Annotated in this window: 16 protein-coding genes and 1 tRNA gene; 6 read left to right on the forward strand and 11 right to left on the reverse strand. The window is 47.8% G+C overall.

Annotation, left to right across the window (positions count from 1 at the left end; translation table 11 throughout):
* The first annotated feature begins 46 nt into the window (after positions 1 to 46).
* The 3 genes from nirK (at position 47) to EHO61_RS09655 (ending at position 2,702) form a co-directional block, all read left to right on the forward strand.
* Positions 47 to 1,426, forward strand: a complete 1,380-nt coding sequence (nirK, locus tag EHO61_RS09645; protein WP_135813392.1) for a copper-containing nitrite reductase — start codon at positions 47 to 49, stop codon at positions 1,424 to 1,426.
* 6 nt (positions 1,427 to 1,432) lie between these two features.
* Complete coding sequence (locus tag EHO61_RS09650) at positions 1,433 to 2,185, forward strand: formylglycine-generating enzyme family protein (protein WP_246032069.1); 753 nt, start codon at positions 1,433 to 1,435, stop codon at positions 2,183 to 2,185.
* Positions 2,186 to 2,276: 91 nt separating this feature from the next.
* Entirely contained in the window at positions 2,277 to 2,702 is a 426-nt protein-coding gene (locus EHO61_RS09655; RefSeq protein WP_135813393.1) for an SCO family protein, read from the forward strand.
* Positions 2,703 to 2,870: 168 nt separating this feature from the next.
* Here the strand turns inward: EHO61_RS09655 and EHO61_RS09660 are convergent, their stop codons facing one another.
* The 7 genes from EHO61_RS09660 to EHO61_RS09690 all read right to left on the reverse strand — a co-directional run bounded on the left by EHO61_RS09660 (position 2,871) and on the right by EHO61_RS09690 (position 11,482).
* Complete coding sequence (locus tag EHO61_RS09660; protein ID WP_135813394.1) at positions 2,871 to 4,583, reverse strand: ArnT family glycosyltransferase; 1,713 nt, start codon at positions 4,581 to 4,583, stop codon at positions 2,871 to 2,873.
* Positions 4,584 to 4,628: 45 nt separating this feature from the next.
* Complete coding sequence (locus EHO61_RS09665; RefSeq protein ID WP_246032070.1) at positions 4,629 to 4,925, reverse strand: Cys-rich protein; 297 nt, start codon at positions 4,923 to 4,925, stop codon at positions 4,629 to 4,631.
* A gap of 31 nt (positions 4,926 to 4,956) precedes the next feature.
* Entirely contained in the window at positions 4,957 to 6,036 is a 1,080-nt protein-coding gene (gene rlmN, locus EHO61_RS09670) for a dual-specificity RNA methyltransferase RlmN (protein WP_135813485.1), read from the reverse strand.
* Entirely contained in the window at positions 6,033 to 6,923 is an 891-nt protein-coding gene (locus EHO61_RS09675) for a tetratricopeptide repeat protein (protein ID WP_135813395.1), read from the reverse strand. Before EHO61_RS09675 ends, rlmN begins: the two co-directional genes overlap by 4 nt.
* A 44-nt stretch (positions 6,924 to 6,967) precedes the next feature.
* On the reverse strand, positions 6,968 to 8,383 hold the full coding sequence (gene sufB / locus EHO61_RS09680; RefSeq protein WP_135813396.1) for a Fe-S cluster assembly protein SufB: 1,416 nt from the start codon (positions 8,381 to 8,383) through the stop codon (positions 6,968 to 6,970).
* A 191-nt stretch (positions 8,384 to 8,574) separates the two neighbouring features.
* On the reverse strand, positions 8,575 to 9,156 hold the full coding sequence (locus tag EHO61_RS09685) for a peroxiredoxin (RefSeq protein WP_135768061.1): 582 nt from the start codon (positions 9,154 to 9,156) through the stop codon (positions 8,575 to 8,577).
* A 361-nt stretch (positions 9,157 to 9,517) separates the two neighbouring features.
* A complete protein-coding gene (locus tag EHO61_RS09690; protein WP_135813397.1) occupies positions 9,518 to 11,482 on the reverse strand; it encodes a hypothetical protein in 1,965 nt (654 codons plus the stop codon).
* 109 nt (positions 11,483 to 11,591) lie between these two features.
* Between EHO61_RS09690 and EHO61_RS09695 the strand changes: the two genes are divergently transcribed.
* Together EHO61_RS09695 and EHO61_RS09700 are read left to right on the forward strand one after the other, a co-directional pair.
* Complete coding sequence (locus tag EHO61_RS09695; protein ID WP_135768059.1) at positions 11,592 to 11,996, forward strand: PaaI family thioesterase; 405 nt, start codon at positions 11,592 to 11,594, stop codon at positions 11,994 to 11,996.
* A 23-nt stretch (positions 11,997 to 12,019) separates the two neighbouring features.
* Positions 12,020 to 12,103 (forward strand) — tRNA-Leu (locus tag EHO61_RS09700).
* 29 nt (positions 12,104 to 12,132) lie between these two features.
* Here the strand turns inward: EHO61_RS09700 and EHO61_RS09705 are convergent.
* Positions 12,133 to 12,918 carry a hypothetical protein gene (locus EHO61_RS09705; RefSeq protein WP_135813398.1) on the reverse strand — a complete coding sequence of 262 codons (786 nt, stop codon included), beginning with the start codon at positions 12,916 to 12,918 and terminating at the stop codon, positions 12,133 to 12,135.
* Between the two features lie 226 nt (positions 12,919 to 13,144).
* Here EHO61_RS09705 and EHO61_RS09710 point away from each other — a divergent pair, with 226 nt between their 5' ends.
* Entirely contained in the window at positions 13,145 to 13,930 is a 786-nt protein-coding gene (locus tag EHO61_RS09710; protein WP_135813399.1) for a glycosyltransferase family 2 protein, read from the forward strand.
* A 1-nt stretch (position 13,931) separates the two neighbouring features.
* Here the strand turns inward: EHO61_RS09710 and EHO61_RS09715 are convergent, their stop codons facing one another.
* The 3 genes from EHO61_RS09715 to EHO61_RS09725 all read right to left on the reverse strand — a co-directional run bounded on the left by EHO61_RS09715 (position 13,932) and on the right by EHO61_RS09725 (position 18,262).
* Positions 13,932 to 15,131 (reverse strand): GGDEF/EAL domain-containing response regulator, encoded by a 1,200-nt coding sequence (locus tag EHO61_RS09715; protein WP_135813400.1) that lies wholly within the window; start codon positions 15,129 to 15,131, stop codon positions 13,932 to 13,934.
* The gene (locus tag EHO61_RS17295; RefSeq protein WP_210415330.1) at positions 15,128 to 17,170 is read right to left on the reverse strand and encodes an ATP-binding protein; all 2,043 of its coding nucleotides are present in this window, start codon (positions 17,168 to 17,170) and stop codon (positions 15,128 to 15,130) included. Before EHO61_RS17295 ends, EHO61_RS09715 begins: the two co-directional genes overlap by 4 nt.
* Positions 17,171 to 17,485: 315 nt before the next feature.
* Positions 17,486 to 18,262, reverse strand: a complete 777-nt coding sequence (locus tag EHO61_RS09725; protein WP_246032071.1) for an LIC10920 family plasminogen-binding lipoprotein — start codon at positions 18,260 to 18,262, stop codon at positions 17,486 to 17,488.
* Positions 18,263 to 18,270 lie beyond the last annotated feature (8 nt).

Genomic DNA, 18,270 nt, shown 5'->3' on the forward strand with positions numbered 1-18,270 from the left:
TATATAAAAACGCGTTCTTTATCAAAAAAGAGAGATTGGACTTTCAATGAAAATAGTTTCTTTTTTCATAATATTATCGTATTTGATCTTCTTTTCCTCATCCTGCGGAAAATCGGAACCGATACCCGCCGCGATGTCCCAGGCACCCGACGTTCCTCCTCCGTTGAATCGTAGCGCGACGAACGTAATCGTAAAATTGGAAACGAAGGAAGTCGTAAAGCAACTGGCCCCGGGAGTAGACTATACGTTCTGGACTTTCGGCGGTTCGGTCCCCGGACCTTTTATCAGACTGAAGGAAGGGGACAACGTGGAATTCCACCTCAGTAACCACCCGAGCAGTAAGATGCCTCATAACATCGACTTGCACGCGGTTATGGGTCCGGGAGGAGGAGCAGGCGTATCGTTTACCGCTCCGGGTAGGACGAGCGTGTTTAAATTCCAGGCCGCCAGAGCCGGTCTGTACGTATACCATTGCGCGACGGCTCCCGTGGGAATGCACATTGCGAACGGAATGTACGGGTTGGTGTTAGTGGAGCCCAAGAAGGGCTTGGATTCCGTGGACAAGGAATTCTATATTATGCAAAGCGAATTTTATACGAAGGGAAAAACCGGAGAGCGCGGATTACAACCTTTCGATATGGAAAAAGCCCTAAGAGAAGAGCCGGAATACGTCGTCTTCAACGGGAGCGTCGGAGCGAACGTGGATGACCGCGCACTCAAAGTCAAAAAGGACGAGAAAGTTCGGATCTTTGTCGGAAACGGCGGACCGAATCTAGTTTCTTCCTTCCATGTCATCGGCCAAATTTTCGATTCCGTATTTCCCGAAGCTTCGATGGGGGAAAAAACGAAAAACGTGCAGACTACTTTAATTCCCGCAGGGGGAGCTACCGTCGTAGAGATGGAGGCAAAAGTACCGGGAACTTATATCCTGGTGGATCATTCCATCTTTCGGGCATTTAACAAAGGCGCATTGGCTCATCTGAAAGTGGAAGGGAATCCGGAAGAAAAAATATTCTTCGGAAAAGTATCTGATCTAGTCTATTTACCCGAAGGCGGAGCCGTGCAAAGCATCGGAGACGTTCAAAAATCCGTATTAGCGACGCACGAACAAAAAATGCAGCAGGGAAAAAACGTATTCGAGCATAACTGCGCTGCATGTCACCAAGCGAATGCGAAAGGAATTCCGGGAGTGTTTCCTCCTCTTGCAAAATCGGACTTTTTAAACGCGGATAAATTGCGCGCGGCCAAGATCGTTAAAAAAGGATTTTCCGGACAGATTCGGGTTAACGGCGAGCAGTACAACGGAGTCATGCCTGCTCTCGGCCTGAGCGACGAGGATATCGCGAACGTACTGACTTACCTACTCAACTCCTTCGAGAATAAGGGGGGAAGCGTTTCCTCCGAAGAAGTGTCCCGAATTCGTTAAGAGAATATGTGGGCCGCGCTTCTCATCCAAATCTGCGGACTCCTCCTTTTTTCGGAACGTTCTTTGGAGGCGATGGAACGAGAGATGGTCCGCATACCTGCGGGAAGTTTTCTTCCTTTTCTGACCTCGGCAAAGGAAAAACCGCGGGTAGTCCATGAATTCTTAATCGACAAGGATACTGTCAAGAATTCGGAGTTCGCAGAGTTTCTGAACGATAGCCCGGCATGGCGGAAGGAGAACGCAAAGCTCTCCTTCGTAGACGAATCCTATCTGAACGACTTTAAACGAAATGCGAAAAAAAGTCCTTCCTCTTCGGTGGTCAATGTAAGTTGGTACGCCGCTAGAGCGTACTGCAAATGGAAGGGAAAACGACTCCCCCAAACCTCGGAATGGGAGAGGATAGCCGTCAGCGAATTAAGCGGAAGCGATAAGGAAAAGATTTTAAATCGGATTCTGGATTGGTATTCTTCACCGACAAAAAAGATCTCTTCGAACGATTCCGGGGCTTACGAAGATAGATACGGAGTACGTAATCTTTTCGGAGACGTTTGGGAATGGGTCGAGGACTTCAATTCCTATTCCTCCTCTTCCTTTTCGGATCGGGAAGGAAACTCCAAGGGAGCTTTTTGTGCAAGCGGTACCGCTAACGTCAAAGATAAGACGGATTATGCAAGTTTTATGAGATACGCTTATAGAAATTCGTTAAAAGCAAAATATTCGGCTCCGAACCTAGGGTTCCGCTGCGCGAAGAGCGTTTAAAGTCATGAGGCGATTCTTTTACGCTACAATCCTATCTTTGCTCCTTTTAGGGTGCACTCCACGAGTCCAAACCGGACCTGCTTTAGGCTCCGTGGCGGACCTTGAATCCGTTTGGGAAACCGATAAAGGGGAACGTATCGCGTTCCGGAAATTTCTGGGGGAAAAGCTTGTCCTCAGCGTTTTTTACGTCTCGTGCAAAACCGTCTGTCCCATGGTAATCCGCAGCTTAAAAGACATGGAATCGGATGCGAAATTCCGGAACGAAAAATTTCTATTGGTGGACATAGATTCCAAAGACGGAGTCCGGGAATTAAAGGACTTTAAAAAAAGAGAAAGCTTAAGCGATCGATGGATCCTGGTCCGAGGTTCGGAATCGGACGTAAGAGAATTAAGCACCATATTAGAAATAAATTATAGGTCTAACGGAGGAGAGATCGAACATAGTGTCGGAAAATTCGAAATCTCCAAATCGGGAGAGATCAGAAGGATTTTGGACGTCGGAAAACTTCCCGAGTAACGTCGGCGAAGCAAGGACCTGATCTTACGAACTTTGGAAAAGTTGTCCCAGGGAAACCCTGGGACCAAAACCAAACCAGGCTCACAAAATAGCCTACTAATGAATTCGGCGAAGATCGGAGATTTCCCGCGGTTTTTTTTTCGGAAAAGGAAAAAATTCCCGAATACCCTATTCGCCTTTTTTCATACGGATTCTTGCCAGATATACTTTCGTAGTTAAGGAATCTCTTACGGATTTCAGGAAAAACTTCCTTTCCGGAGTCGCGACCTTGTAGCTGGGAAACTCGGCCAGAATATCCACGTCCACCTTTTCCTGGGCAAACTCGGAGAAGGTCGGTAGAAATTTTTCCGAGATTACGATCAACCTTTCCGGGTCTTTCCTGAGTGCCTCGAATAACACGTCCGGATCGAATAAAGTTCGGGCGAATCGTTTGGAATAAAACGCATAGGAACGTTTAGAGGCGGGAACTCCGAACAGGAGAAGCTTATCCTGTTTCGGTTCCGCTTCCTGGATAATTTCTCCGATCACCTTAGAAGGCTGGTACGAAACCAAAAGAGGATACGCATAAACGCTTACCAAAGTAAAGAAGAAGGAGGTGGAGGTTATCAGGATCGCTACCAATCTATCGCCCTCAGTCGCGAATTTCCAAACCGCAAAACCGACAAACAGAAAAAAGGCGACCCAAAGAGCGTATCCGAAACCTACTTCTAAAGAAAGAATCGGGAGAAGAAATCCTGCTCCTAAAAAACCGAAGGAAGTCACCCAGACCAAAGATCGGCCCCAGCTGACCAAGCGACTCTTTTCGTCGCTTAGAAGTTGTAGTAGAAAGCCCGAGCCCAAAACGGACCCCGCAGGAAGACACCAATAAATGTACTGCGGCAGTTGGTACTTGGAAAAGCTGATTAAAAATAAAAATACGAAAAGCCAAAAGGCAGGCACGAAGTCGGAATTGCTCCAGCGATTTTCCCGGATTCCCGGTACCAAGCTCCTTCCCTTTTCCTTTAGATAAGGGATTGCCCTTCCCAGGATATAGGCCAGGAAAGGAAGAATGAAGACTCCGAAGGACCAGGCAAAATTCGCGTAGAAAAACCCAGGATTGAATTTTTGGTCGTACATCTTGACGTAAAAACGACCGAAGGATTGGATCCAGAGAAAAAAGTAGGGTCCGTACGTATTGAATTCCAGATACAAAGGTATGGACCAGAGAACGGGGGGAAGAATGGCGACGAGAATCCCGGGAAACAATTTCATGGAAAAAAGAAGTTTCCAATCCCGCCTGAATAGTATATCCCCTCCGATCCCTATCCCGGGGATCACGACTGCGATCGGCCCCTTAGTCACGAAACCCAATCCCATAGCGGCGTACATGGCATAGTAATAGAAGGGATGCTTTTTTTTCCCCAAATAATAAAAGGCGAATACTAGAATGATGAAAGGGGTTACGTAGACGTCTATTTTAGGATCCACGACCATCGCGTAGAGTCCGGGAGAAAGAGCATATAAAAGAACCGACAGCCAGGCTTGCTTGATTCTTCCGGAATACAATCGAGTGATCGTAAATATCCCCCAAAAGGAGGCAAGAGTAAGTAAAATTGCGGGAAGACGAAACGCGAAATTGTTCTGACCGAATAGGACGAAGGACGAGGAGACCGCCCAAAACGTGAGGATGGGTTTGTCCAAATATCTCCGCCCGTTGTCGCGTATGAATAACCAATCCCCGCTGTTCGTCATCTCACGCGCTATTTCGGCGTATTGGGAGGAATCTATATCGATAACGTCCAAAGGAAACGTAAGTAAAAGCGGTAACGTGGCCAGGGCTAAAAGCAGCCAGGGCAGAAATCTACGGGAAGAGCCGAAATCGTCTGCGGAAGTAGTATTCATAATATATAATATGCTCCTGGAAAAACTTGAAAGCGAAAAGGAAAATCAGTCCATCATTCCCGAATCCAGGATACAGCGATTGAAGCCCTTACAGGTTTTTTCGCTTTCATAGCAGGGAATCGCAAAACCTTGTTCCCGAAGACAACCGGATTCGCAATCTATAACCAACATGTCCCGATCGGCCTTGGTGATTTCCCGCTTTCCCCTGAATTCGTCCTCCGCACAAGAGATGTAGAATTTACATACGTCCCGGCACTTTTGTTCGTAGGGATCTTTGCAGGCATGGATCGAGAGAAATAAAACGGAAAAAAATAGGACTCTGACGAGAGAAACCGGGTTCATTCTCTCCATTATCGGAAGGAAGCGGACAAGGTCAACTTTTTGAAGCAAGCATTCCGCAAGCCCCGTTGATATCCTTTCCGGGGGATCTTCGATTCAGGATGGGAACACCGGCGGGCTCCAGTCTTCGGATAAATTCCTCCACCTCTTCGGAACTAGGTCTTTGCCATCCGAAAAATTCCGTATTCAAAGGAATTACGTTGATCTTGCAGTCCATTTTCCTGGCGATGCGGACCAGTTTTTTCGCGTCGTCTTCCCCCATATTCACCCCCGGAATCATCACGTATTCGAAGGTGATCCTTCTTTTCAGGATTTTCGTAAAATCCTTGGCCGCCTCTATAAGTTCCGGGAGGGAGAATTTTTCCTCTATATCCATGATCTCCTTGCGGCCAGCCCGATCGGGATGGTTCAGCGAAATCGCCAAATTATAGGGTTCTTTTCTTTCTATAAATCTTCGGATGCCGTTCACGACCCCCGAAGTCGATATGGTAATTCTTTTCGCGCCCAATCCGATCGCTTCAGGGTCGTGGAGAATGTTCGCCGCGCGCATAACGTTGAAATAATTGTGCATCGGTTCCCCCATTCCCATAAAGACTATGTTCGTAGCTTTATCTCCCACTATGCTTTCCACCTGCAGAACTTGGTCCACGATTTCGGAAGCTTTCAAATTTCCTTGGTACGGAAGTTTAGCGGTCGCGCAAAATTTACAATTCAAAGTACATCCGACTTGGGAAGAGATGCAAATCGTCTTTCTCCCGCCGTCTCCGGAAGGAATCCATACGGATTCGAATTCCTTACCGCTTCCTAGCACGGATTCGAACGTGAATTTTTGGGTTCCGTCCGCGGACTTCAGATGCTTTACCACATTCAGTTTCGTTAAAGAGGTCGAATCCTGCAGCCTTTTCCTGAGGTCCTTGCCGAGAGTGGTGAACTGTTCCCAGGATTCGTAACGGTTCGCATACAAGCCGTTGTAAATCTGTTTGGCGCGAAAAGGTTTTTCTCCCCAAGAGTCCAACAAAACGGTCAGTTCCTCCAAGGTTTTTCCCTTTAAGGAACCTCCGGCGGCGAACTCACGCTCACGCTGTAGGGACCGGCCTAAAGATTCGGACATTATTTGCAATTCTCCCGGATCATTCCTTCTGCGTTCGAATATCCGATTTCCAAGGATCGTTTAAAATCGTCGCAGGCCTGGGATTTTTTACGTACCGCCAAAAATCCTAAGCCACGGTTATAGTATGTCTGTCCTCCGTCCCGAGGATTCAGCTCTATGGCCTTGGTATATGCGCTGATAGATTCATTATATTTTTTTAAACTATAATACGCGTATCCGATTTGGAAATTCGCGCGAGAACTCTTTTGGTCCAACCTGACCGCCTCATTCGCGTCTTTTAAAGCGGCGGCGGGTCTTTCGGAAAGATTATACAAGATGGCCCGATTGACGTACGCCTCCGGATATTTCGCACCCAATTTGATCGCCCGGTCCACATCCGCAAACGCTTCCTTTCGATTTTCCAATTCCGTTCTGCAATATCCCCGGTACAGAAGAACGTCCGCATTGTCAGGCTTTATCTCCAGAGCCGAAGTGAAATCCGTTTCCGCCTCCGAGAACCTACCTATACTGTATTTTGCCAGTCCTCTATTATAAAGCGCGGAAACGTCGGAAGGAACCGTCTTCAGATATAGATCATACTCTCGAATGGCCCCTTCGTAATCCCTTCTCTCATACGCGTCGTATCCCGCTCGAAAGATCTCAGTTGGGTCCCTAGTTTCCGGAGCGGAAACGGACGGTTCCGGCGTCTTGCTTCCGGATGTAAGGTCCTCCCAAATCTGGGAAGACAAAGCGGAAAGCCCGGAAGATTTCCAAAAACTCTCTTTCGTAACGGGAGCCGAAGATCCGGGAGGGTTCTCTTCTTCGGAAGCCTTCGGACCTTTGAAGAAAAGGGAAATTCCCAGAAGTGCAATGCCTATAATCAGAAATATACCTAGGAACCGGTTGAGCATGCGGATTAGTGTAAGACGGATTCGAGGACTTCTTCCACCTTTTTTTAGGGGGAAGTCGGTCCGGTGTGCTCCGCAATGACCTTTCCGTCCTCCAAAATCATCCTGATCAAACGGGTCATTTCCACAGAATATTCCACGTTGAGATGTTTTGTTACCCCTTCGCAAAATCCGTTGATTACGAGCAATTTTGCGTCGTCCTCGGAAAGTCCCCTGGATTGGAGATAAAAGAGCTGGTCTTCGTCGATACGGGAAACCGTCGCCTCATAGTTCAAGGTTCCGTTTTGACCGCTTACGTCGTTGTAAGGGTATGCGTGGGATTGGGAGCGGTCGTCCATCATCAGTCCGTCGCATTTTACGTGGCTGTACGCATTCACGGAACCGGAGGTGAATTTTACCAACCCTCGGTAGGAATTCGTTCCCCCATCCAAGGAAACTCCCTTTGCGAGAATATTGCTCCTGGTATTCTTTCCTACGTGAATGATCCTAGCTCCGGTGTCTTGGATCTGACCGGCTCCCGCAAACGCGAGAGAAAGGATGTCCCCGGTAGAATGATCCCCTTGCAAAACGATTCCCGGATATTTAACCGTGTTGGCGCCTATATTCACGTCGGTCCAAGTAATGTGGGCACGTTCATGACATAAGCCCCGCTTGACCGTCCAGTTATACATGTTTTTTTTCCAATTCTGGATCGTAGTGTAAAAGATCTTCGCATTCTTATGGGCCACCAATTCCACTACGGCAGTATGAAAGTTCGTTCCTTTGTCCTGAACGGAGGAACATCCTTCCGAATATTCCAACTCGGCTCCGTCCTCGGCTATCAAAAGAGTTCTCTCGTACTGACCGGAAGAAGCGGCAGTCACTTTGAAATACGCCTGGAGAGGCATGGGAGTTTTGACCCCCTTGGGAACGTAGGCGAAGGAACCTCCCGAAAAGACACAGGAATTCAAAGCGGAAAATTTATTATCTCCGATGGAAACCACGGTCCCGAGATACTTCTTTACGATTTCGGGATATTCCCTAACGGCAGTATCTATATCGCAGAAGATGATCCCGAGCTCCGTAAGTTCTTTTTTTACGTTAGCGTAAACCGTTTCGGAATCTTCCATCGCTTCGATTCCTGCCAGATATTTCCGTTCGTGTTCGGGAATTCCTAGACGTTCGAAACTTTTTAAGACTTCGGGATCCACTTCGTCCCAAGATTTCTTTTTCTTATGATTGGCGCCTATGTAGTGGACATACTCGTCTATATCCACTTTGAAATTGGGAAAAAAGCCCCAAGTAGGCATGGGCTTACTTTCGAAAATCCGAAACGCTTCCAGACGGAATTCCGTCAACCAGGAGGGTTCGTTTTTGATATGCGAAATGGATTCGACGACCTTTCTCGTAAGGCCTTTGGGAAAATTATCGGGGCGATAGTATCTTTCTTCTTCCGAGACCAGGGTTTCCAGTGCCTGCGCCATCTCTTTTTCCCCCTTTTTATTTAGACTATCCTCAGGCCTAATGCTCGAAGATAGGAATCATGCAAGTTCGTAATTTCCGAAGAATACGTCCTTTTTACCAGATTCCGGCGATGCTGTCGGTCGGACCAGGAGAAATTCGAGAGAAAACCCGGCCGCCAATTCGGGCCGGGATCTCTCGGGAGAGGAAGGATTTAATTGACCGAAGAGAAATATTCTTTGGATTTTTCGGGATCCGCCTTCATGGTTTTTTTGCCTTCGTCCCAGTTTGCAGGGCAAACTTCTCCGTGTTTTTCCACGAATTGGAAGGCTTTTACCAAACGAATCGCCTCGTCGATATTCCGTCCGACCGGAAGGTCGTTGATCGTAGCTTGGCGAATCACTCCCTTCGGATCAATGATGAAAGTCCCCCGGAGCGCCACTCCTCCTTCGGTCAGAACACCGTAATCGCGAGCAATGGATTTGGTTATGTCCGCTACGAGAGGATAACGGATTTCGCCTAATCCACCTTGTTTGCGAGGGGTGTTTTTCCAAGCCAAGTGAGTGAAGGCGCTGTCGACTGAGACACCTAAAACTTCGGCTCCGAGTTTTTTGAAATCGTCTAGCTTAGCATCGTATTCGATGATCTCGGTAGGACATACGAAAGTAAAGTCCAAGGGCCAGAAAAATAGGACCACCCACTTTCCTTTGTAGTCGGAAAGTTTGATTTCCTGAATTTGTTGGCCCAGAACGGCCTCCGCTTTAAAGTCCGGTGCAAGTGAAGTAACTTGAGGCATTGGGATACGCTCCTTTATTTTAGAATCATTCTAAATTTAGATGATTTTTTTGTGAAGCAGTTTTTTAGGAATGTAAGGGGTTTTGGGTCCCCACCCGGCTCTGGGTGGGGGCCGGTGCGGTGGTACCCGCCCCAGTGGGAGCATTCGCCAAATATCAGAAGTATAACATTCTGGCGAGGAATTTTCTTTGGAAAACCTTGCAGGAGCTCCTGCAAGAAAAAAATGCGAAAACAACTTGCCAAAACGTCATTTTTGTGTTAGGTCGTTTCCAGCCAAATAGCCCACAAGCCCGCCTCCTCCACCCGAACCAGGGTGGGGGCCGCCAAAAACCTAGCACGACTCTAGTCCCGGACTCCGAGACCTACCCCTTCGCCATCAGGTATTTTTCCATAAATTCCGTTATGTCTTTGATGTTCCGGTTGATCATCTTCCGCAACTCCGGAGGAATATTCTGGGACTTGATAACCCTATAATAGTTTAACGCGTTTTTCAACATTTTCCGGCGGGCAAATTCCTGAGCCTTAATCAACATGGGCTTGTATTTATAGTATGAGTATTCCATAATACTATAATTTTTTGATAATTTGAATGAATGCGGAATTTTATCGAAGTCGTAAGTCAACGTCAGAAACGGCGCATCGTCCACTTCCGGAGGCTTGAGCTCCAGGATCCCGTGGATCATTTTTGGTTCTTCGTCCTCTCCACCGCCGGACGATTCGGGACCTTCCTTGTCCTCGAGAGGTTCCAATCCCCCTTCTAGGACTTCTATCTCAGGCGCCTCGACTTCCTCGGGATGGGGTTGGGACGGTGCCAAGGAAGGAATTTCCGGTCGAGATTCTTCCAGCCTTCTTTCATCTACCGGATCCGGAAGATCGATCTTAGGTAATTCCACCGGCCCAGCTTCGGAAGTAGGCATAGGAGAAGATTCCAAAGAAACTGGAGGACCCGAAGCCTCCGCACGAAGAGTCTTATCCTCGGGATCCGGCAAACGAATCGGAACTAATTCGATCTGAGGAACGGCGGGCGCGGCATACTGAGGCAATTGGTCCGATAGCGGAATCTCCGGCCTGGGCCATTCCTCCGGAGAAGAGGAAGATTCCTCCTCCTTTTCTTTTTGCCTTTCCTCCGCTTTTTTCTTGAGATAGTCGTCCCGAAGCTGGAAAAGATCTTCTTGCCTTCTATCGTCACCGCTTCGTCTATCTCTGCGGGCTCCGCTGTCCCCTCTTCGTTCACCACCGTAACGCCTATCTTCTCCCGTTCTCCTATCTACGAGAGGTAAGTCCTTAAATTTCTCCCATTCATCCGTGAAGAACGTATCCTCCGGCAAATCCATCTCGTTGGGATCGAGATGCTCCGGACTGGGCGGCTTTTGCGGAGGGGAAGGTCTTTCTCCGGGAGGAGAAGCGGGAGGTCCCCCCTGAGGAGGAGGAAAATCGAAAGGACCGGGTGGCGCTGGGGAATCCTTTACGGGAGCATCCGCCGGAGGAGGCGGAGCCGTTCCTCCGCTTCCGGAGGCGTAAGAAACGACGGTATAAGAAACGGGACCGGGCGGCAACTCGGGAGGCAGACTCGGAAGTTCGCCCGGTGGAGCTTGTAAAACGACAGGCTGGTTAAACCCTTGAGAAAGAGTGCTTCCCAAGGCCTGGCTGATCTCCTTGATAGCACGAACCAAATCGCCCATCGGAATCGGTGGGCCCGTATAACTCGGATCGTCCGGAGTATAGGTCTCCTCTTCTTCGGGAGATTGAATATGATCCTCGATCGCCTGTATATTCTCGCCGATCTTGCCGTTGATTTCCGGATCCGGAATTCTGGCGTTCGTTCGTTTAAGAATTTCTAATGCACCGTGGAAGTTCTCCTTATCTAGCAACGCTTCGGAATGCAAAAGAGGACGTCGATGATGCGCATAACGCGAATTATTGCGGATGATATCGTCGGTCGAATGGGGAAGGTCTAATTTTTTCTTCTTCTTTTTCAGACCAGGATACTGCGGTTTTTGCCCTTCCCCTTTCGAGTCCGAGCCCGGCGGTTCCCATTCTTGCTTTCCCTCTTTTGAGGGAGAAGGAACTCCCGATTGTTGAGACTCCGGTCGGCCCGAAGAAGGAGCAGGAGGCGATCCTGCTTCCCCCACATTGACCAATTTTCCTCTGTCTCCGGAAGAGGGAGAAGAATCCTTAGATGCGGATCCACCACCGGCACCCGGACCAGCGCTTCCGGACCCTCCCCCTCCCCCGCCTGCTTGGGAACGATTCGGATCACGGAATAGGGTATAAGCCCCCGCACCTGCGGAGAGCAGGCCAAGAAGTAAAAGCAATGCGGTGGTCATAAAAACGTTCTTCCTATCTAGTTTCGACAGCGGATCGGTTCGTTCTTAAACAATGATCGTATTGTTTTTACGATTGACACCATGAATGTTAAGTAATAAGTTGACATATATGAAATCAACGGTTCGGGAAAACCTGAGTTTCGGGTCGAGCCCTGACAATCCGGACGGTCTTCAACTCAAAATCACTTTTGACGAAGACACAAAGACCGCCTATGGCGATTATACCGTCCCCGAGAAGTTTCAAGGTTCTCCGGATGTTATCCATCCGGGAATCATAGCCACAATATTGGACGAAATTATGGTCAAAATAAACGAGGCCATGAATTTCAAAACGACCACAGGAGAATTGACGATCCGATTTCTCCAGCCGGCTCAGGTAAACCAGCCTCTGCATTTACGCGGCTGGTTCGTCAAGAAGAACAAGAAAGTGATCGAAAACCGCGCCGAGATCGAAAATGAAATCGGCAAAATCGTAGCTCGAGGAAAAGGAAAATACATAGAGCTCGATTCCTAATTTTTCTGGAATCATATAAACCCGCCGATGTGGTGGAATTGGTAGACGCACTGGATTCAAAATCCAGCGAGGGCAACCTCGTGTCGGTTCGACTCCGACCGTCGGCAGGGTTTACTCCTTCTCGCCTTCCCCTCTTCTAATTTTCCGACAAGCTTTCTCCACTCTCGATCTTTTGAACTCTTTCTAAAGCGTCATAAAACGAATCTTTTTCCACGGTTTCGATCGCGTCCAGAATCAGATCCATCTCGGAACGACTCATTCCTTGAAAAAGGCGTTCCCCGCTGGAAAGAATATTCGCTCCCAAAAGGATTCCTTCGATCTCCGTTTGGGAATAGATTTTAGGCTTGGACTTCATCGTCCGCACAACTGCATCCATCAGATTTCTGATCCGAGGCAACAATTCCGGATTGGAAAGAGTTCGGAATAGAAGAACGATATCTCTCCGGAAATCGTCCGCTTCCTTTAGGGACACCGAAGTCAGAACGATATCGAATATTTCGGGACGCTCCAAATCCAAGCCTTCGTTTAACAAAGATTTTGCCCGCTTGAACATGAGCTCTTCGAATTTGTGCGCGGTCACGTAAGAATGTAACGCGGCAAACCCGGCCTGGAAAGCGGACCTCAAATGCCTGCCTAACTTAAAGACAGCTCCGCTTAAGGAACCCAAGAGTCCGAATACTTTCGACGGAGAATGAACGAAACCGGCCAGCGAGGAAAAAGCCCCGTCCAATCTACGACGCCCTTCCAGTTCGGGATATAAAAGTTCCAAAAAATAACGAACCAGCAAATCCACACGTTCTCGCGGGATCCCGGAAAATCTAGGATACCTATTTAAGTTTTCCGTTGAATAGCGTCTTTGCAGAGCCGAGCGATACGCCCGAATCAGCGTCGGAAATTCTTGTTCGTCCAGAAGGGATTTCATTCGGACTAATTTTCAAAGGGATCGATTATTTTGAAAATCCTTTTAAAATTCCCCGACCGAGGAAGGGAATCCTTACATTCGCGATTCCGAAAAGAACGGATCGGAGGTTTTTTCGGATGGAATTTACCCGATTTGTATTCCATCGAACTGGACAAAAAAACTTGATCCGTTTTACTAGCGGAAGCCTTTCTAAGAAATCCTTTTCCGGATTTCGGCCGGAACCGCATTGAAAGATAGAATCCTCCGTCATGATCCTCCCGAAAACGCGTATTATATTATTCCCGCGTTAAACGAAGAGGAAAGTTTGCCTATCGTTCTTTCGGAACTGATCGAAATCGGAGTGAAACCCTCCCGGATTTTGGTCATCGATAACGGCTCCACCGACGGAACCTCGCAGGTCGCTCGGGACAAAAAAACCGTAGTTTTGCGGGAACCGAATAGAGGTTACGGTTCCGCCTGCCTGACCGCGATCGAAACGTTAAAGAAGTATTCCCCCGAACCGGAATACGTCGTATTTGTGGACGGAGACGGATCGGATGATCTCGACGACTTGGAGAATTTATTCCTGCCTTTCCGCCAAGATCCGAGGACGGAGTTCGTAATCGGTTCGAGAACGCAAGGGGGAGCGGAAAAAGGTTCGCTTTCCTTCTTACAACGTTTCGGCAACGGCCTGTCCTGTTTCTTACTTCGGTTCTTTTACGGAGCGGAGTTCACGGACTTAGGTCCGTTTCGGATTCTACGTTGGCGCTCCTTCCTTTCCTTGGATCTCAAAGATAAGACCTGGGGATGGAATCTTGAAATGCAAATCCGTGCGGTTCGAAAAAATTTAAAAATCGTAGAGGTGCCCGTCCGGTACGAACTCCGAAAAGGGGGAAAGTCCAAAATCAGCGGGAATTGGATCGGAAGCCTACGAGCCGGCGTAAAAATACTCTGGATCTTTTTTTATCTTACTTTTTTAGCCACCGAAGAGAAACTCTCGATCAAAGAGAACTTGGAAAAGAATTCCCGTTAAGCTATCCGAAATTTGCGAGAACTTCGGGAATCTTCTCGGGAGGAATAGGCCGAGAATAATAATACCCCTGCCCTATATCGCAGCCGGCTTCCTTCATCAAATTTTCCACTTCTTTGGTTTCTATTCCTTCCGCAACCACGGTCATGCCTAGCTTGTGTCCGAGATCTATGGACGCCTGACATATAAATAGAGACTCCCGATCTTCCAGGGAGTCCATTACAAAAGACTTATCTATTTTGAGTTCCGTAAACGGAAATCTATGCAACTGTTTCAACGAGGAATACCCCGTGCCGAAATCGTCGATGGCAAGACCTATCCCGCGAATCCTCAATCTGGTCAAGATGTCCTGGGTAAATCGGATATTCTCTAAGAAACTTGTTTCGGTGATTTCCATTTGAAAGTCCCGTTGGGAAACCCCCTTTTCCTTCACTTTAGCGTACACTCTTTCCGGAAAATCCAGTTCTGTTAACGTAACCGGAGAAACGTTCACCGCCATTCTGAATTCCTTTCCCATACCTTTCCATTTGGAACATTCCGCCAATGCCAGATCGATGATCTTGTCCGTCATCGCATTCAATATCTTCGTTTCCTTTTCCATGATCGGCAAAAAAGAATCGGGATACACCAAGCCTAGTTCGGGGTGGCTCCAGCGGACCAAGGATTCGAAGCCTTCCACCTTACCGGTTTTTAAATCGATCTTGGGTTGGTAATGTAGAACGAATTGGTCCGCCTGTATCGCTTTATAAAGGTCCTGTGCATTGAACGAAAAACGGGAATTTCCCGAATTCGAATTTTTTAATCTTGGTACGTTAGCCGACTTTTCGAAGAGCTCCGATAGTATGGAGCGTATATCCGCGATCCGTATCGGCTTTTCCATTACGGATCTGATTCTTAAGCCGTATTCCCCCGCCAAAGTTTGAGCGCTATGCAAAGTCCTCCGATCGGCTCCCGAGATCAGAATCACATCCGGATCCACCTCCTTTTGGGATAAAGAACGGATCACATCGACTCCGTCCATACCCGGGATCATCAGATCCAATATGATGCAATCGTAGGAATTGTCCAATATGGAGAGGAAATTCATCGCGTCATGACTCAGAGAAACGGAAAATCCGCAATCCTCGGCGATTTCTCCTAGAATTTTCGCGATCTCTTCCTCGTCGTCCAAGATCAGCAGTTTCTTGGCCTTAACATCGCTCATGGAAGTATCGCTCCGGGATTTTGTGGAGTTTCCGGATAGGAATTGTAGATGGGAAGAAAAAGGAGGAAGCTGGTACCGTGCCCCGGAACGGAAATCACTTTGATGAAACCCTTAGATTGCTTTACAAAACCGTAAACCATTGACAACCCTAACCCGGAGCCTTTTCCGGAACCTTTCGTCGAAAAGAAGGGTTCGAAAATATGTGCCTTGATTTCTTCCGCCATTCCGATTCCGGTATCCGTAACCGTGACCAGACAATAATCCGCCGAATTCAGGCCGGAGATTCGCACACCTTCGGTGGACGCGTTCTTCAGTAGACCGGAGGAGATTCGGATCGTTCCGCCTTCCGGCATCGCATCCCTTGCATTGATCGCCAAATTCAGAAGTGCATTCTCCATCCCGTTTTTTTCGATCTCGCACGGTAGGAATTCCTGTGAAATCTCGAACTCTAATCCTACCTTTTCCGTTTCCAATCTTTCCAGAATCGGCACAAAATCGAAAAGCAATTTGTTCACGTCAAACACCTCGGGGTTAATGGGCTGTTTACGGGAAAAAGATAACAGCCTTCGATTCAATTCGACTCCCCTCTGGACCGCATCCTGTCCGGAATTGACTCTTTTCAAGAGTTCCGGAGAGTCTTTCAGTTTTATCTCAAGAAGGTCCAAATTGGCAAGAATTACGTTCAATAAATTGTTAAAATCGTGTGCCAATCCTCCCGCCAACTGACCGACCGCCTCCATTTTCTGGGACTGCCCCAATCTTTCTTCGGTGAGTTTCTTTTCGGTCACATCCTGGATCGTTCCGAAAAACTGTGTCGCCTCACCTTTGGAATTCCTGATCAGATCCGCTCTGACCGCAACGAAGCGGATCTCGCCGTCCGATCGAATGATCCTATACTCGATTTCCTGTATCGCATCCTCTTCGAAAATCTGAACGACGAATTCCCTTACTCTCGCCCTATCCTCCGGATGCACTAGTTCGAAAAAATCCTCTCTATATCCCCCGAACATCTCCTTAGATATTCCGAAAATGGAATATACTTCCTCGGACCATTTCACCCGATTCGTCCTGATGTCCGACTGCCAGTTTCCCAAGTGTGCGATTTTAAGCGCATGATTCAGCATATTTCGGTTTGCCGAGGATTCCTGTTCCGCATTTTTCCTATAAAATAAGGGTCCAAGCGCGGCGCCTATAAGTTCCAAAGGATTTTCTAATTCAGGCGGGAAGGCGTTCCGCCTGCGGGAAAATACGCTTACGACTCCTACCATTATTTTCCCGAAAAAAAGGGGGATGAGAAGCCCGGAACCGACACGGCCGGAAAGACGGTTTACGGAAAGTTCTTCGACGAATTCGTTTGCGCCGTGGAATATGATCCCCTTCTCGGAAGCCGCACTTTTTAACAACGGGTGTTCCTCCGAGATGCCGAAATTCGAAGGAAAAACCAATTCGCCATACGATCCCGTATAAACGAATTCTCCGTCCTCCTCCCGTTTCGCTACGGACACGCCGTCGCAACCCAAGAACCTTGCCGTTTTTGCGGCGATATATCCCGGAAGGTCCTCCATATTAGAATCTACGGCCACTATTTCTAGGATGAACTGTAAGACCTTATAGAGAGAATCGGAAGAAGCCGAAAAATTCGACGACTCGCTCCCTTTTAGACAATCGGATATCGCCTTATCCAAAAAATCCCCGGTCAAATCGTTCTGGTCGATGTAATACGAGGCTCCAGCTTCGAAAGCTCTCGATTTAGCGCCGACGTCGCTTCCCCTATTTACTATGATGAAAGGAATTGAACCGTTAGATAGTTTGTGTTCTTCGGCCAATTTAGAATCCGAAAGAAAGGCGGCATGAAAATCCAAAACTAGTAAATCGTAGTTAAACGAATGGATGTATCGTTTTGCCTCTTCGGAACAAATCGAATGAATAGAATACGATTCCGTCAGGTCGGGTTTCGAAAATAATTCTGAAAGTCTAGGCAGATCTGGTTTTACTTCTTCGACTAACAAAATCGATTTTCGCATCAAGCTCAGACTCATGTTTTGAGCCTCTCCTTCGGAACGACGGATAGGGAAGCGGCGAATCCTAGAACCGTTCTTCGTCTTTATAAATAATTTGGTTCAAGTAGACGAAAAAAACGACAAAAATACCGATTATTTCCCTCTTGGAATTCCCCCGAATCCGCCTACTTCTTTCGGGTTATCAGAACTTAGTTTAAAAGTATAGAATGAACTTTTAAAGTATCTTTCTTGTTTAAAAGAGAAAAATAGGACGACTGTCGTTATAAAAAAGATATTTCCGAATAAGCGATCGGCTCGATTGCTATATTGGAGGTATCACCAGTTATCCCGAAGTCATTGGGAGGAAGAGGACGTGGTGGTCGCAGATCCAGTCGTAACCGTATTACTAGTGCAGTTTACGTCCCCTTTAATGGAAACCATGGTGCCGGAAACCGACTGGGTATTAAAACAGGTCGTACCGTTCTCGGTATAACACATACTGGAAGAAGTGGCGGAAGTACAATTGACTTCATCCGTAGTATAACACTGCGTAAGAGCCAATCCTGCGCCCCCGCTTGAGACTTCGTTTCCGATCAGATCCAGAGAAACAGTCAAATACGACAAGGCTTGCGTTCCGGAAATCGTCGTATCCACCGGCATTCCCGATCCCCCCCAGGTAATTTTACCATAATTCGCCACAAGAGGTTTGGCGGTTAAACTCCCCGAATAAGCGAACCCTTGTTGGGAATCTATCTGTCCTTGGTTTTGCGAGGAATCGTATAAGAACTTCAAATACACGTAATCTCCCGTGCTATAGAATAACCTGCTGACAATCGTAAATTGGGTGGTTGTCGCGGAGGTCGATGAGTTCGAAGCGGTAGTAGTTGTCGTACTCGTACTTGCGGAACTGGAGGAATACGGTGTCGCCGTCCCGCAATTCGCGGTTTTACTTTCGTCCAACGTTTCATGTATGTTAAAGGAGACGGAACCGTCGGCGGAAAGGATCGCCAAATCGGAATTTGTCGGATCCGTGTTCTGACAGGATAGCGACAAAAGCAAAAAACCGCCGGCCATGAAGACGCCGTTAAAAAACTTGGTATATCTCGGGAAAGAAACCGTTCTCCGAATCACTTTGATCT

Source organism: Leptospira fluminis (assembly GCF_004771275.1).
Taxonomy (GTDB): Bacteria; Spirochaetota; Leptospiria; order Leptospirales; family Leptospiraceae; genus Leptospira_B; species Leptospira_B fluminis.